At 33.7% G+C, this 16,085-nt stretch carries 11 protein-coding genes; all 11 read right to left on the bottom strand.

What is annotated here, in order from left to right:
- Nucleotides 1-218: 218 nt before the first annotated feature.
- On the bottom strand, nucleotides 219-1,358 hold the full coding sequence (locus ACI6MV_RS00560) for a Gfo/Idh/MocA family protein (protein WP_407267828.1): 1,140 nt from the start codon (nucleotides 1,356-1,358) through the stop codon (nucleotides 219-221).
- 822 nt (nucleotides 1,359-2,180) lie between these two features.
- On the bottom strand, nucleotides 2,181-3,854 hold the full coding sequence (locus ACI6MV_RS00555; protein WP_407267827.1) for a GMC family oxidoreductase: 1,674 nt from the start codon (nucleotides 3,852-3,854) through the stop codon (nucleotides 2,181-2,183).
- A gap of 16 nt (nucleotides 3,855-3,870) precedes the next feature.
- Entirely contained in the window at nucleotides 3,871-4,467 is a 597-nt protein-coding gene (locus ACI6MV_RS00550) for a gluconate 2-dehydrogenase subunit 3 family protein (RefSeq protein WP_407267826.1), read from the bottom strand.
- Nucleotides 4,468-4,479: 12 nt separating this feature from the next.
- Entirely contained in the window at nucleotides 4,480-5,343 is an 864-nt protein-coding gene (locus ACI6MV_RS00545) for a sugar phosphate isomerase/epimerase family protein (protein WP_407267825.1), read from the bottom strand.
- A 34-nt stretch (nucleotides 5,344-5,377) separates the two neighbouring features.
- Nucleotides 5,378-6,226 carry a sugar phosphate isomerase/epimerase family protein gene (locus tag ACI6MV_RS00540; protein WP_407267824.1) on the bottom strand — a complete coding sequence of 283 codons (849 nt, stop codon included), beginning with the start codon at nucleotides 6,224-6,226 and terminating at the stop codon, nucleotides 5,378-5,380.
- Between the two features lie 99 nt (nucleotides 6,227-6,325).
- The gene (locus ACI6MV_RS00535) at nucleotides 6,326-7,321 is read right to left on the bottom strand and encodes an ABC transporter permease (RefSeq protein WP_407267823.1); all 996 of its coding nucleotides are present in this window, start codon (nucleotides 7,319-7,321) and stop codon (nucleotides 6,326-6,328) included.
- Nucleotides 7,302-8,798, bottom strand: a complete 1,497-nt coding sequence (locus ACI6MV_RS00530; protein ID WP_407267822.1) for a sugar ABC transporter ATP-binding protein — start codon at nucleotides 8,796-8,798, stop codon at nucleotides 7,302-7,304. The genes ACI6MV_RS00535 and ACI6MV_RS00530 overlap by 20 nt, the downstream gene beginning before the upstream one ends.
- A 63-nt stretch (nucleotides 8,799-8,861) precedes the next feature.
- On the bottom strand, nucleotides 8,862-10,100 hold the full coding sequence (locus tag ACI6MV_RS00525; protein ID WP_407267821.1) for a substrate-binding domain-containing protein: 1,239 nt from the start codon (nucleotides 10,098-10,100) through the stop codon (nucleotides 8,862-8,864).
- A gap of 311 nt (nucleotides 10,101-10,411) precedes the next feature.
- A complete protein-coding gene (locus tag ACI6MV_RS00520; RefSeq protein ID WP_407267820.1) occupies nucleotides 10,412-11,407 on the bottom strand; it encodes a LacI family DNA-binding transcriptional regulator in 996 nt (331 codons plus the stop codon).
- Between the two features lie 199 nt (nucleotides 11,408-11,606).
- Nucleotides 11,607-12,323, bottom strand: coding sequence for a LytR/AlgR family response regulator transcription factor (locus ACI6MV_RS00515; RefSeq protein ID WP_407267819.1), 717 nt, complete (start codon nucleotides 12,321-12,323; stop codon nucleotides 11,607-11,609).
- Nucleotides 12,320-14,587, bottom strand: coding sequence for an ATP-binding protein (locus ACI6MV_RS00510; RefSeq protein ID WP_407267818.1), 2,268 nt, complete (start codon nucleotides 14,585-14,587; stop codon nucleotides 12,320-12,322). Before ACI6MV_RS00510 ends, ACI6MV_RS00515 begins: the two co-directional genes overlap by 4 nt.
- Between the last annotated feature and the right edge of the window lie 1,498 nt (nucleotides 14,588-16,085).

Here is a 16,085-nt window from a genome sequence, read left to right as displayed (position 1 = left end):
GCTTAATCATAAACAGTATACGTCACGGTATTCGTGTCAACAATCACTGGTTACAACCTTTGCCAGCAACATCTCCATCCGCATCGTCCACCACTGTATAGCCTGGTTCTTCATCCTTACTTCCTACTTTAATCGTAAGCGGGTTTTCTCCATTTAAAGTAATAACTGATAAAGTACGGTAAAAACACCTAATTTCATGTCAATTACCTCTCTATCCTTTAAATTTTTATCCACTTTTTTGTTCGGTGACTTTCCAATATTGCATCCACTAATTGCATGATACAATGACCATCATCAATTGTTGCGAATGAGGCTGTTTTCTCGTTACTTCTAATAGTTCTATAAAAATCTAACAGAAGGTTTTTTAAACCATCTGGCCACCCTTCCTGGTGTCCACCTGGATAATGAGTTAGTTTTTCAGCTTCTTCAGATAACAAAGACGGATCCCGCAACAATTCTTTATTTGCTTCATTTCTCTTTCCAATCCATAATTTGTTTGGATCTTCTTGATCCCACATAAAAGCTGATTCTGTTGCTACAATTTCAAAATGCAAGCGATTTTTTCTTCCAGCACTTACTTGTGAAACAGTAAAAACACCTTGCGTTCCATCTTCAAAATGTACAAGTACACTTCCATAATCTTCTGTATCGATATTGATACTTTCTGTTTCTGCTTGTCCACTTTGAACAAAACTATTAGTATTTTGATGCCTAGGTTTCTTTCGCATTGGGTGCACTATTTTTAAATCAGCAAAAACTTCTATAATCTTCTTACCCAAAATATATTGAACTGTATCACACCAGTGTGAGCCAATATCTGCTATGGCGCGTGATGGCCCGTTTAGTTTACGATCCATTCTCCAACTATAATCAGACTCATACAAACACCAATCTTGTAAATAACCACCATAGACTAATTGAACCTTACCATGTTTTTGGGAGGAAATTTCATCCTTAATTTGATTTACCATTGGATAATGACGGTAATTAAAACATACACCACTTACTACATCATGTTTTTCAGCTAATTCTGTCAGTACTTTTGACTGATCACTATTTAACGCTAATGGCTTTTCTGACATTAGATGTTTCCCGGCTTCTAATACCGCACAGTTCAACGGAAAGTGAAGATGATTTGGTGTACAGTTATGAACTACCTCAACTTCAGAGTCATTAATTAAATCTTTAGCATTATTATATGCTTTAGGAATACCAAATTTTGCTGCAATTTGATTAGATTTTTCTTGTTCCCTAGATGATATTGCAACAACTTCAACATTTGGAATTCGTTTTAAAGCTTCTAAATGTGCTAATCCCGAAAAACCTATTCCTATGATCCCAACTTTTACTTTTCTCACTTCTCCTCACCTACATTTCCTAAACTTCTAATTAATAACTTTACATTGAATAAAGTAATGAATTCATTAAAAGGGAGACGAAAACTACTTCCATTACTTTTCTTATACATCATCAAAGAGTCACCAATACAGTAAAACAAACAATATAAATGGAGGTGAATAATACAGTAACTTGAAGATTAAATAATGGATTATAATCCATTATTTAATCTTCATTAGAAAAATGATTTGAGTTCTCTTTGTTTAGTTTTATACTGATTGTTCATTATTAAGTCTTATAAATAATAAACAATCAGTATATTATCAAGTTGTCTAACACTTTTACTTTCACAATGCTTCTCTATATTTTAGCTTTGATTATCTCTTTTTTATATTGAAATAAATCAATCTTTTTGCCTTGACAACTTATCTAGAAACTATTATTTATACTTACAGCCAATTTCCTTTAATACTTAAAAATAGTTTCATATACTCAAGGGAAAGGATAGTTTATTTTTTAATCCTGCATCCATCTGAGATACAGTAAAAAACCACGTGCATCACATTCCCCATTCGAAAGATTATCGAATCATAGTCTTCTGTAGAAAGTATAACTTTATTTCCATCATTATTTTGGCTAGCACTAAATATATTTACATTATCGACAGGCTTTTTTAGCATAGGAATTATAGTATCTATATCAGCGATTAATTTGGTTATTCTAGAATCTACTACACTTAGAACTGTATCCACCCAATGCATCACAATTCACATGAAAAATAAGGGGTGTCCTAATATTAAATCAGCACTTCCACAATTAACTAAATCTATTGATTCTATCGATTAATACTCATCCATTACTGCCATTTTCCTACTATATGCTCCTGATCTAGTAGTTGCAATATGTTCTGCTACCCGCCATGCATTTGCCATAATTGATAAGGTTGGATTAGCCCCAGTAGATGTCGGGAATGAACTTCCATCTGCAATGTAAAGGTTGTCTACTTCATGAGCTTGACAATATTTGTTCAAAACAGATGTTTCTGGATCATTCCCCATTCGAGCTGTCCCCATTTGGTGTAAAGCATTTCCTGAAATTTTTTCAATATATACTTTGTTGACAGTATCTGCTCCAGAAGCTTCAAGGATTTCTCCAGCTCGGTCAACCAAAAACTTAGCTTGAGCGAGGTCGTTCTTGTGGAAATCATAAGTAACTCGTGATGCTGGAAGTCCCCACGCATCTTTTACATTTGGATCTAGATCAACTCGATTCTCTAGTTGAGGTAAATCATAGATTACTACACCCACAGCCATCGTGTGATTGAAGTATTGTTGATCCCATTTTTTTGAATCAGATCCCCAAGATGGTTTGTTAGGAATTGAGAAGCCAATTGGAAGTGGAAGACCTGCTCCAGTCGATGCGATATGACCTCCTCCAATAAATCCACGGCTATAATCAGTCTCATAAAATTTATGAGTACTTCCAGATATATAGCCACCACCTGCCCAACCATATACTGGGTCATCCTTAAATACACCGAAAGCAACTGAATATTCATGTAAACTAAGATTTCTTCCAACAAGATCATTATTATTAGCTAGTCCATTTGGAAATTTACCAGATTTTGATAACAACAATAAACGAGCTGTTTCAATTGCGTTACAAGCAACTATGAAAATATCAGCCTCTTGTTCAATTAAATTTCCATCTATATCTTCATATACTGCACTTTTAATACGTCCTTGATTATCCACTGTTAATTCTCTAACATATGAGTCAGGGCGTAGATCAAGTTTACCAGTAGCTAAAGCATCCGGAAGAAACACATTCAACACATTTGATTTTGTTCCAGTAGGATCTCCATGATGTTGGGTAAATGCACTTTGAACGCTTTCTCGTCTTCCATTATATGGTTTTGACAGCATCGCTGATGGCGTAGGATACGAATTCCATCCAAGCTCCTTACACCCTTTGTGAAATTTTTCAGCATATTTAGTATTGGGTAATGGAGGTGTCGGATAATCTCGGCTACGTGGAGATTCATATTTATTAGCCCCTGCTTTTCCAGATACACCTAATGCCCATTCCACTTTGTCATAGTAAGGTTCAAGATCATAATAAGAAATAGGCCAATCTGCTACATTAGCTCCATCGATGTCACCATGAAGTGATTTTTGTACGAAATCACTAGATGTAAAGCGTGGTACCCATCCAGTCCACTTTGATGTACCTCCACCAACAACGTAAGGTAATGGAGAAAATTGTCTTACCTCTGCTTCTTCATGAGATGAATAACGAAGCGTTCTAGGAGCAATTAATGGATCTGGAACAGTATAATATCTATTAACATTAGCAAGTTCGTCCGCACCAAAATCCTTTGGTTTTAGATGCTTTCCTCTTTCTAAAACTACAACTTTAAATCCTTTCTCAGTTAATACTTTTGCTGCGACGCCTCCAGATGCACCACTACCAATTATACAAACTTCAACTCGATCGTTTTTTTTAACTTGACTCATTTTCTTACCTCCTATCTTAATTCTCAGTATTCGAAGCAAAGTAAGGAAGTGTTGTATAGTTTCCAGAATGTGCTTCTTTTAAAGATTTAGGACCCGGGAATCCTATTAATTTCCAACCTATGTGATCCTTGTTTCCACCATATACAGGGTCTGAATAGAATCCATGACGGGTGTGAATTACCAATAGACTAAAAAAGTCATAGTCTTCTTCTGGTAGAACCTGCTGAGGAGATAATTCTTTGGACTGACCAATTTTCTCCATCTGTCTTAAAATCTCATCCTGTTTTTCCTCTGAAAGGTTACAAAAAACTTCTTTAAAAGATGCATTACTTAAACGATCTAATGTCTGAATACCGTATATATATTTTTTTTGTAACATTCCAATACGTTTCTTATATGCTTCTAACTCTTTACCCTTCAACTCTATAAAACCGCTTCCATCCGGTTTTGCATAAATATAGTCTGTACCCGATAAATATCGATCAATAAATACTATACAACCCGCTTCTTCTGCACCAGGAGTCTCGTCACTAGGAATAATTCGAGCCATAGCTGCTGCAATTGTGTTCCATTGATGATCATTAAAAAATAACTTTTCAGCATCTTTTTTCATTTGTAATTCCTCCTATCTATCAGCACCTGAAGGTAAAGGTAGTGGATCTGGACGTAGCTTACCCCATGTCGGATGTTCAATATGACGTTTTTCCATACTCTTTAAAAGTTTTAGCGACCGTTCAAGTTTAGGATAAATATCACCTGCTATTCCGAACCCCTGCACCCCTATAGGCCCATTAAACCCGGCGCTTCTTACTGCATCATAAATTGGATATGGATCAATTTCACCTTCATCTAAAACAGCTTCTCGATAACCGCGAAAATCATCTTTAGTTACCCGAATCCCACAGATATTAACTAAACTTAAATGTGGTTTAATTTTTTCTATTGTAGGTATAAGACTTTTACCATCGGTAATAGTCCAGTGATAAGAAGAAAAACTTATTTTCAGTAATGGGTGATCTATCTTTTGACACAGTCTAATAGTGTCATTTACTGTTTCCATCCAACATTGAATATGTGAATATAACGAAATGATAGTAGAATGTTTTTCAGCAACTTCTAATAGTCTACGTAATGCTTTAATAGCATCAGCATCCCCTTTTGCATCAGAATTTTCATATTCTCCATTTGATACAATAGCCAAATTAATTTGACTACATCCTTCAATGGATTCAATTAAATTGATAAATTTACTAATTTCTTCTTCATCCTTGGGGTCATTAAGCATCACATAAACCCCAGATACTTCTAATCCATATCTTTCTTTGACGGTCTTAATCTTAGGAACATCTTTCCAACCAAGTTCTGTGAAAATAGTAAAGAATATGCCTTCATATCCTAATTCTTTCGCCATTTCGCATCGCTCTTCAAATTCATAACAACCTAGAGTATTATAAAACCAAGTATCCTCTACATAAAAATGGTGTCCCATCTCATTCACCCTTTCTCAGTTATAGGTTGATGAATTAATCATCAATTAGGTCTGATCCAAATACCTTTTTAAGAAATTTAATACTACGATCAGCTTCATCAATTGTTCCACATTCAACACTAAAGAAAATTTCACGATCAAGTGGTTTTAAAATATGAATAATCCTTTCCCAATCAACTACTCCTTCACCACATGCACAGCCTACTGGAGTTCCAGTAACTTTTCCACGTTCTTTGTCACTGTGGTTCATGCTAATATCTTTTGCGTGAACGTGACGTACATGGCTTTTCACCAATTCCAAACCTTCATAAGGATCTTCTTCCCCAGCTAAATAAGAATTTCCGGTATCCCAATTAACAGCAATATTTGGTGATTTAACAAGATTTACGATATTTAAAAGCCCTTGTGCTGTTTTCGTATAAATTCCATGTGGCTCAATACAAATGTACACACCGTACCGCTTTGCAACCATGTTTGCTTTGGTAAGTGAATATTTCATTGCTTCAAAGGCGTCTTTGTCATTCATCCAATCAGGCTTTAACATTTCGTCTGAGTTAACAAACTTTGCACCAGTTGCGTTTGCAAACTGAATTGCTCTAGTTAATCTTGGTACAGCAGCTTCAGGTTTCATTAATGGACTATGTCCACTAAAACTAGAGATTTTAACCCCTGCTTCATCACAAATTTCCTTCATCAATAATGGATCTTCCTCCATTGAAAATGAGTGAAAATAACCAACTTCACTTAATAAACCCCACCCAGTATGGACCATAGGTTCAACATATTTGTACCCTAGCTCAGATGCAATATTAACTCCTTCAACAAAAGACTTATCAGCACTTTTTACAAATTCCATATTTGCAGAAATTCTAAACTTCGCCATTTTATTACCTCCATATTTAAATAAAATTTTATAATGCAGATGAAAATCCGATTTTTTTTTTGCTCACCCCCTTAAATGAACACCAAGTATTTCTTCTTGTCATGCAGATGTCCTTTTCTTTCCAAAAGCAACTGCTAGTATGATGATAGCTCCACTTATGACCATTTGCTGACTTACACTCAAACCAATAATGATCAGTCCATTGTTGATTGTACCTATAAGTAAGGATCCGGCTATTGTTCCTGCAACAGAACCTCTCCCTCCATATAAATTTGTACCTCCCAAAATAACTGCAGCAATTACTGTTAACTCATCGGCTTGACCAAAAGTATATCTAGCACTTTGCATAGCACCTGAATACAACATTCCTGCTATTGCTGCACCAATACCTGATATGATTAAAGCATAGAATTTAACTTTTTTAGTGTTGACACCAGAATAACTAGCTGAAATTGAATTCCCACCAGTAGCAAGTATTTTTCGACCGAATGATGTTTTTTTTAATAATATATGGCCAATAAATAATACACTAACTGACCATATGACTAATGTAGGTATTGGTCCTATACTATCGGTTCCAAATATTTTAAGAAAATTCTCATTATTTACTGGTACGGGAGAAGTATCTGTCATCCACATTGCAACGCCACGAACAAGTTGCATCATTCCTAATGTAACAAGGAATGATGGGATAGCTACAATTGTTGTTAAAAATCCATTTATACTTCCTATTAAGACTCCAGCCAATAAGCCTGACACTATACCACCTATTAAGCCCAGTCCTGCCTGCATCGCTAAGGATGTGCAAAGTGCTGCAAATGCTACTGTGGCACCAATTGATAAATCGATCTCACCAGATGCAATAACAAATGTCATAGCTGTAGCCATTATTGTTATCATTGTAGTTGCACGAATGATATTAGAGATATTAGATATAGTAAGAAAACCTTGATCTCCAATTGTTATCGCAAAAAATAGGAACACTGTTACAAAAGCAAGGTATACTATAAAATCGCGCCAATCTAATCGTAAATTTACAAAATATGGTTGTCTATTTATGACTATCGGTTGCCGGTTAGAAGGCTTGAATTGCATGATGTAGAACCTCCTCTGACTTAATTTCATTTCTATACATTTCTTTTATGATTTCACCTTTGTAAATAACTAACAATCTATCACTGATAGCTAATAGTTCTTCCAACTCAGATGAAATAACTAGAACTGCCATATTGCTATCAGCTAATGATCTTATGTTTTCTAAGATCTCTGTCTTTGAACCAATATCTATACCTATTGTAGGCTCATCCAAAATTAATACTTCAGGGTTACGAGCTAACCATTTCGCAAGAACAATTTTCTGTTGATTACCACCAGATAGTTGTTCAGAAATTTTATTTGGACTATCCGTCTTAATGTTCAATTTATCAATATAATCATTTACCAATTTATCACCACGTCTATCATTAACAAATAATCCCTTGACAAGTTGATTAATTGACGGTAGCATTAAATTATTTCTAAGAGAATGCGAAAGTATTAAACCTTGTTTTCTACGATCCTCAGGAACTAATGAAAGTCCGGATTTAATAGCTTGATGAGTACTTTCAATTATCTTGCCTTTAACAAGGACATTTCCTGATTTTTTTTTGCGGACTCCAAAAATAGATTCAACAATTTCCGTACGCCCACTCCCCATTAATCCAGCTAAGCCAACAATCTCTCCTGGATATACTTCAAAGCTCACATTATTAACAATAGAACCATAAGATAATTGTTCAACTTTAAGAACTGGTTCCTTTGGTCTGTCATACTTTCTCTCGTGCCATACAAATGAATTCTTTACTGTCTTCCCCAACATATTTTCAACTATTTTTTCCATGGTCGCATTTTCACAGCGTTCGGTATATACATCTCTTCCATCTTTTAACACTGTTACTTTGTCACATATTTCAAACACTTCAGACATTCTATGTGAGATGTATATAATTGAGATTCCTTTTTCCTTCAATTGGCGAACCATATTAAACAAGGTTTCTGTTTCATTGGCTGACAGCGAAGAAGTAGGTTCGTCCATAATTAGTATTTTGGCATTTTTGGACAAGGATTTAGCAATTTCAACTACCTGCCAATAACCGACTCCCAATGAATCTACTGTTGTATTAGGATCTATATCTACATCAAGGGATGCTAGAATTTCTTTTGACTTTTCGATACACTTTTGATTATCAATAAAATACTTCCCTTTTTTGTATTCTCTATTTAAAAATATATTTTGAGCAACTGTTAATGAAGGAATTAAGCTAAACTCCTGAAAGATCATCGATATTCCTAATCTTTCAGAATCGTCTGTTGAATCTATATCAACCGGGTTCCCATCTAAGTAAATTTCACCTTTATCTTTTTTATATACCCCCGTTAATATTTTCATTAGAGTTGATTTCCCCGCACCATTTCCACCGAGTAAAGCATGAACTTCTCCCTTTTTTAATGAGAAATCCACGTTTTCCAATACCTTAACGCTCTTAAAAGATTTATAAACCCCATTCATTTCTAAAACATTTTCTTCAGACATTTTTATCACCTGCTATAAGTATTGAACTAGTTTACACCACCAGTGATCAAACGCATTTACTTTCTAGTTTAGAGCATCTATTATTTCTTTTGCAGGATCCTTTCCGTATATATAGTTATACGATTCTAAAAGATTATCTCTAGTTACCCCAACCGGTGGTACAGCAATATAGACTGGAGTGTCTTTACCCAATAATGCGAGTGCTGCAACTTTCGCCTCTGCTATACCTTGCTGATAAGGTGTCTGTGCGCCAATTCCTTTTATATATCCATGTTGAGCCATGTTCAAAGCAGCTTCATTTCCTAAGAAATTATGAGTAACAGCGAAATCTTCTCGTTTTATTCCTTTAACACGAGCTGCAGCAACCACCCCCATAGCTGGTACATCCCAATTCACATCCATACCATCTAAATCAGGATGTTTTGTTAGTAATCCTGCAGCTATACCTTGTGTATCCATTACATCTGTGAAACCTTGTGTTTCTACAATTTTCATATCTGGGTACTTTTCTTGGGCTCTAGCTATAAAACCTTCATATCTTTGGTTTGCTACAAGGAAATCTGGTCCATAGTAAAGCATTGCTATCTCTCCATTATCACCTATAGCATCATGCATAAAATCTGCTTGCATCATACCAGCTATTGTATTATCTGAAGAAACAACTGAAACATAATCTTTTCCGGGTTCTAGACCTTCGGCTGGTTGATCCATAAATATTACTTTTGTCCCATCTTCAGCAATTTCTTTATATGCACTAGCTGTTGTTGATGGGTTAACAGGGATACTGAAAAGAATATCTGGTTTCTTTGCAGCAATTGATTTAATATCTGTTATTTGTTGCATATCTTCAAAGCCTGCATCCGTAGTAGCAATAATTTCTATTCCATACTCACCCATCTGATCTTTAATTGCCCTCATTTGTAATGTTGACCAATCATTTCCTAAATAATGAAAAGAAATAGCAGCTGTATAGTTCCCTTTTTTTAGTTCGGAAATATCTTCTTCAGTTAACTCTAATTCATTAGCTGGAAATGGATCTGATCCATTTGGACCCTGACTTACCGTCTTTCCAGTCAAATCTGGTAATTTTGCAACCTCTTTAACTCGGTCAGAGGGCTCTTTATACCATGGTGGATGGTCAATTTTAATATCTTCTTTGTTTCCACCGCTAGTATTAGAATTGTTAGAACTACTATCTAACGAAGCATTATTGTCAGATGAACAAGCAACTAACGCTACACATATACCTACCATGACGAAAAATATTGTTACTTTCTTAATACGCCCTAAAAAGATTCCCATTTATTTTCCTCCTTAGCTAGTATGAATTTAAAACATTCCCCTTGTCTTTTGTTAACCTAACTTCACAACTACACCTTTAAAGTAATCAACCATTTAATCTTTAAACTTTCATATTTTTGCTACCTTGCTTATCCCCCCCTTCAAAGCATAAATTGAGCAGTAATTAAATCGATTACATCTTTACGAAAATTAAATATTTAGTTTGAAAATTGTTAGCAATAATCAGCTCACTAGACTCTCCATGTTAAAGCGTAATATTACACCCTTTTTCCATTTAGGCCACTATGTCTGAAGGTTATCTATATCAATCTTTACAGTACTGCACATGAGTTTCTTACTCTTAATTTTCCAGACAATACCATTTGCCTTTCCTTTAAATCTTTATTATTAATAATATTTAGTAGTGTAGTCATTGCATTTATTCCAATCTCAAAAGCAGGTTGAGAGATGGTCGTTAGTGATGGTTCAAAAATAGATGAAAATTTGATGTCATCAAATCCGACAACAGATATATCATTAGGAACATTTAAGCCTATTGATTTTATCGAATTGATTGCACCGAATGCCATTTCATCATTAGCTGCAAATATTCCTGTTGGAGGTTGATTAAGAGCCAACAAGTCTTTCGTCAATTTAAGGCCACTTTCATAAGAGAAATCCCCTTTTTGAATTAGTATCGGATCAACAGATAGATTGTAGATTGTCATTGCTTGACAAAAACCCTTCAATCGATCCTGCCCTAGAACACTATCAAGTGGTCCTGATATAGTTCCAATTCTTTTATGACCATGATTAATCAAAAATTCTGTTGCCTTCCTAGCACCACTGATATTGTCAACAGATACTGTCGGTATATTAGATCCTTCGAAATATTCACACGCTACAACAATTGGATATTCTTCTGCCATTCGCTCTAGCATATTTGCGTCCATTTTAGCTGTTAATAATATCATTCCGTCTGCTTTTTTTTGGCGTAGAATATTCAAGCACTTGCTTTCTTGCTCAACGTCGTTATCCGCATCTACAAGAAGAACTAGATATTCCTTTTCTTTTGCTACTGACTCTATACCTCTAAGCACATTTGAGAAGAAAGGATTTGAAATGTCTGGCACAACAACAATAATTGTTTTTGCTTCTAAGGTTCTAAGTTGACGCGCTAGAACGTTAGGTTGGTAATTTAACTCTTTAATAGCTTTTAATACTTTTTTTTTCGTTTCTTCTTTTACAATAGAGGAATTTGCCAACACCCTCGAAACGGTAGCAGTAGAAACGTTAGCTTTTTGTGCTACATCTATTATTCTCACCATCAAGCACTCTCTTCTCTATAACTTTTTTACATTGTAATCGTTATCATTTTTGTTGTCTAACTTACTTCATGCAATTGTTTTCCCTATTTATTACACGTAATTATCATTTCAATCATGTGATTAATCCACTGAATCATAAATTTCATAAATTTTTATCAAAATAAAAAAAATAGACTCAGCATCTATGCTAAGTCTATACTTACAATGTTTTAAAATATTGTAGGTCTGATAATTTATATTTTGAAACCTTTGCTACTCCATTGTAATGTTTAAAATGAGCTTTATATCCTTGACCATTTATTTCAATTCTTGTTAAATAGTCAATGTTAATAATAAAAGCTCTATGAGATGCTATAAACCTAGAATCAAGGTCATTCTCAAGCGTAGTTAATGATTCATATGTCTCAAATTTATGATTTAATGTATGGATTACAGATTTTCGGTCTACCTTTTCAATAAATATGATCACGTCAAGTGGAATAAATATAAAGTTATTTTTTTGTTTTAGCATTATATTTTTTTTGATTTGATTCCTTTTATATGAAATTCCTTTATTGTTCACACTTTTTGCTGCTTTTTCGAGAGAACTATACAACCTTTTCCTTTCAATAGGTTTGATAATATAATCAATGGCACTTACATCGAATGCTTCAATAGCATATTGGTCGTAACCAGTAGTAAAAATCACCTGTAAAGCAGGAAGCAATTCCTTACAACATTTAACCGCTTCCATTCCATCCAATAATGGCATTTCTATATCGACAACAACCACATCTGGTTTGATAGCATTTACAATAGTCACTAATTCTTCCCCATTGGCAGCCTCTCCAACTACTTGATAATCTGGAACATTAGAAATGTGGTATTTCAATAATTTTCTAGAAGAAGCATTATCTTCGGCGATTACAATTTTCATTTACTCTTCTCCTTATTCACTTGATTTGCTAGTAATTCTCTTAATTTAGTTAAAAATTCACTCACATTAATTGGTTTTATTATATAATCATCAAATCCGTTATTTATCGCACTTTGAATTTCAGAAGGCATTGCATTTGCACTCAAAGCAATAACAGGTATGTTTCTTATCTTAGGATGTCTTTTTATAACTTCAATTACCTCATATCCGCTCATATCAGGCAAATTAAGATCAAGCAAAATTAAATCAACTTTTTCCTTTATTAAATTATCTAGACCATCCTTGCCATTGAAAGAGGTTAAGAGTGAATAATTGGGTGTTGTTTGAAATATTGATTGTACTAGTTTAATATTTGCTTGATTGTCTTCAATATAAAGAATTTTATACATCGAATTATTTTTGTAGATATTAACCTGACTTTCAAATTTGTCACTTCCACCTATTTCCCCAATGTATTCTTGGTGAATAGGAATACTAAATGAAAAATTGCTACCTCTCCCTTTTATGCTTTTGACAGTTACTTCCCCACCCATTAAATTTACGAGTTGTTTAACTAACGATAAACCAATTCCAGTTCCCGCTTCCATTTCACCCTTAATTCTATAAAACGGATCAAATATTTTACTTGCTTCTAACTCAGAAAATCCAATACCTGTATCTACTATATGAATATTTATCTTATTATTCTTGTTATAAGCAGATATGATAACTTCCCCACCGTTTTTGTTATATTTAATTGCATTATCAAGCAAGTTTATTATAATTTGTTTTAAACGAACTGGATCAACAAGAACCAAAAGGTGCTTATATTGAACGGTATTATTAAGAATAGTGATATTTTTTTTGTTTGCAAGTGGGGTAACTATACTTATACATTCTTGTAAAACAGTTAAAAAGTTTACTTTTTCAATCAAAATTTGTATTTTACCTATTTCAATTCTTGATAAATCCAAAACATCATTTACTATGTTCAAGAGATGGTATCCACCTTTTAATATCTCTTGTACACTGTCCTGTTGTATCTCATTTAATGTTTCATCTCTTTCTAACACTTGAGCAAATCCAAGAATACTGTTTAAAGGAGTTCGAAGCTCATGACTCATTTTTGTTAAAAATTCTGATTTTCTACTATTTGCTCTTTCTGCTTCTTCTTTAGTTCCAACAAGTGCCATTTCCATCAACTTACTATCAGTAACGTCTTCAAACTCCCACAAAATCAATTCGAAATCGCTTCCATTATTAAATAAAGAATAATTAAATTGTAGAATTGTATCTTTTCCTATATTAATTTCTTTTTTGAGCTTACTTATACTTTCGGCCTTTGCTTCATCAAATAGATAATGAATATCTGAGGCATTTTCACCAATATACATTTCTAAATATTCATTTAATTCAAACATCTCATAAAACTTCTGATTCATCATAATTATTTTTATATGTTTATCTGTCACAATGATACCCTTATCTAACTTGTTAATTAAGGCATTCTGCAACCTGTAAGATTCGTGTAACTTTGTTTCCTGTAGTTTTTTATGGGTAATATCATGTATAGTTAAAAGTGCACCATTCTCATCTTCTCCATGTAATTCAAGTGGTTTGGAATTAACAGAAATCCAAGTAATATTATTATTATATTTGACCCCACATACGAAATCAGAAAATGATATACCGTCTTTTTGTGTCTTTACACCAGGCAAATCTGAATAGTGGATAAGCGCCCCATCTTCTCTTATAAACTTGTGGTTTAGCTTATTATAAAAATATTCATTGAAAAATCCAGTGTCAATGCCTAATAACTTTTTTGCAGTATCATTTAAAGAAACAATTTTTCCACTTTTGACTATCAGTACTCCTTCTGACAAATTTTCTAAAACATCTCTGTACAAGTTTTCCTGTTTTACAACCCTCCGTTCAAGAATTTTAACTTCAGTAATATCTACGCAAAAACAAATTAATTCCACTACCTTATCTCCGTCAAAAATGGGATTTAAATAACCAATATAATGTATATCTTCAACTTTTGTCTCATATTGAATGTATTGTCCTTTCCAGGCCTTTTCATAGAATACAGACTTGGATTTTGCAACATCAGTTGGATAAATATCAAACAACGTTTGATTGATTATATCACCTGGTGTAAATCCTAATCGATAAAGTAACCTTCCTTCACAAAAAGTATGAATAAAATTTTCGTCCTTTTTAATAACTCTATATGTCATTCCAATATTTTTTAATTCTAAATTCGAACTTAAAGAGTTAATCAATTTCACTCACCTTCCCTAATTTAAAATAGCCAAGCTTGTAAAATAATAAGAGTGTTCAAAAAACAATAGGTTAGTATAAAATAAAATCCTTTACAATAGAACTTCAGGTGGTTCCTGTCCAAAAGATAACCGATATGGACAGGAATACACAACTTTCTTATTTAGTTCTCTTCTATATTTACAAAATAATAAAGTGAATTAGTTGAATCCTATAAACTCCGAAATATTATAAGTTGACGAAAAAATAACTAATATCTAACTTGATGATTTCAAAAATTACAAGAGATGAGTGATGTGTTGCTTGATGATCAATTTTAGAGAGACTCTTGGATTAGGCTTTAGAACGTATAAAGTTGGGAGTTTAAAAATCTATCGATATGTTGTAAACTAGTGTCTTATCTTTTGCAGTATCTAACATATTTAATTTTATTATATCAAATATCCAATCAATGAAAAGAAGAAAAGTAAACGGTTTCACTCCGGGAGCGATATTAAATTTTTAGATGTTTTTCAATCTTTTCCATATTTATCTATTTTTAGAAGGGATAAGGTGTCAGGTTCCACGTTGCATTTCCTTAATAAAAAATCGTAGCTGAGACGAAAAAACCTGCCCCTATCAAACGGATTTAAAAGAGAAGTTTGACAGAAGTTAATGCTCGTAGGATCAATATGGGGATTAATTCAAGATGTAATCAATAAAAATAATCTAATAATATATTTTTTAGCACGGCAAAATCACGCTCATTCCGAACAGATTTTTACCAAATAAAAGGATATAGGTTAGGTTTCACGTTCCATTTACTTAGTAGATAATTCTAGCTGGAACGCCAAACCTGACCCAAAATCCCCGGGAAGACACGGAACCTTAATGAAGATATTGATATTTATTTGTATGTTACTTATCATACAAAAGGTGTGCTCGGGTTTATCCTGGATTGGATTAGGATTATGCTAGCTCGCCTAAATATATATCTAAGCAATTCTAATTTTTCCACCAATATGAATAGTAGGTCATAACAATCTTTCTATCTAGCATTGATAATAGCTTTACAGACGAAGCTGGTGGATATCATGAAGAGAAAGTTGTTTCAGAAATTGGCGATTACAGCAGCATATATGAGGGAGTCTATCAAACTATCATCCATGGTAAAGAAAAAATTGTAAAAGATGAGGAAACAATTCGTCAAATAGAAATACTAGAAGAAAGGATTAGTCATCTGGAATGAAAGTAGCTTAACTGTGCAAAATTTGAGTTCAGAAAAAATAACGAGCGTTTTGATTTGTTTACATGGTCCGTTTAGAGTCAACGATTGCTGAGTTGCCCTATTCTTTTCATTCGCCGGAAAGAGTCGGGGGCTACGCCGGGGGATTCTATCATTAAAAAAACCTAATCCAAATTGACATTTTAGAGATATTAACCACTTACCCACCCAAACGCATCCCCCTTACTTGTTATGACTCTAATTCATATTTTAGGTAGGACAGAAAGGGATGCTTT

Source organism: Radiobacillus sp. PE A8.2 (assembly GCF_045635475.1).
Taxonomy (GTDB): Bacteria; Bacillota; Bacilli; order Bacillales; family Amphibacillaceae; genus JBJGXI01.
The sequence above is the reverse complement of the archived record's forward strand: the minus strand, read 5'-3'. Positions and strand labels throughout refer to the sequence as shown.

Excerpts from the sequence above, each read along its gene's own strand:
- ACI6MV_RS00545 (WP_407267825.1), bottom strand. The coding sequence starts at position 5,343 with ATGGGACACCATTTTTATGTAGAGGATACTTGGTTTTATAATACTCTA.
- ACI6MV_RS00525 (WP_407267821.1), bottom strand. The coding sequence starts at position 10,100 with ATGGGAATCTTTTTAGGGCGTATTAAGAAAGTAACAATATTTTTCGTC.
- ACI6MV_RS00555 (WP_407267827.1), bottom strand. The coding sequence starts at position 3,854 with ATGAGTCAAGTTAAAAAAAACGATCGAGTTGAAGTTTGTATAATTGGT.
- ACI6MV_RS00520 (WP_407267820.1), bottom strand. The coding sequence starts at position 11,407 with ATGGTGAGAATAATAGATGTAGCACAAAAAGCTAACGTTTCTACTGCT.
- ACI6MV_RS00515 (WP_407267819.1), bottom strand. The coding sequence starts at position 12,323 with ATGAAAATTGTAATCGCCGAAGATAATGCTTCTTCTAGAAAATTATTG.
- ACI6MV_RS00540 (WP_407267824.1), bottom strand. The coding sequence starts at position 6,226 with ATGGCGAAGTTTAGAATTTCTGCAAATATGGAATTTGTAAAAAGTGCT.
- ACI6MV_RS00535 (WP_407267823.1), bottom strand. The coding sequence starts at position 7,321 with ATGCAATTCAAGCCTTCTAACCGGCAACCGATAGTCATAAATAGACAA.
- ACI6MV_RS00550 (WP_407267826.1), bottom strand. The coding sequence starts at position 4,467 with ATGAAAAAAGATGCTGAAAAGTTATTTTTTAATGATCATCAATGGAAC.
- ACI6MV_RS00530 (WP_407267822.1), bottom strand. The coding sequence starts at position 8,798 with ATGTCTGAAGAAAATGTTTTAGAAATGAATGGGGTTTATAAATCTTTT.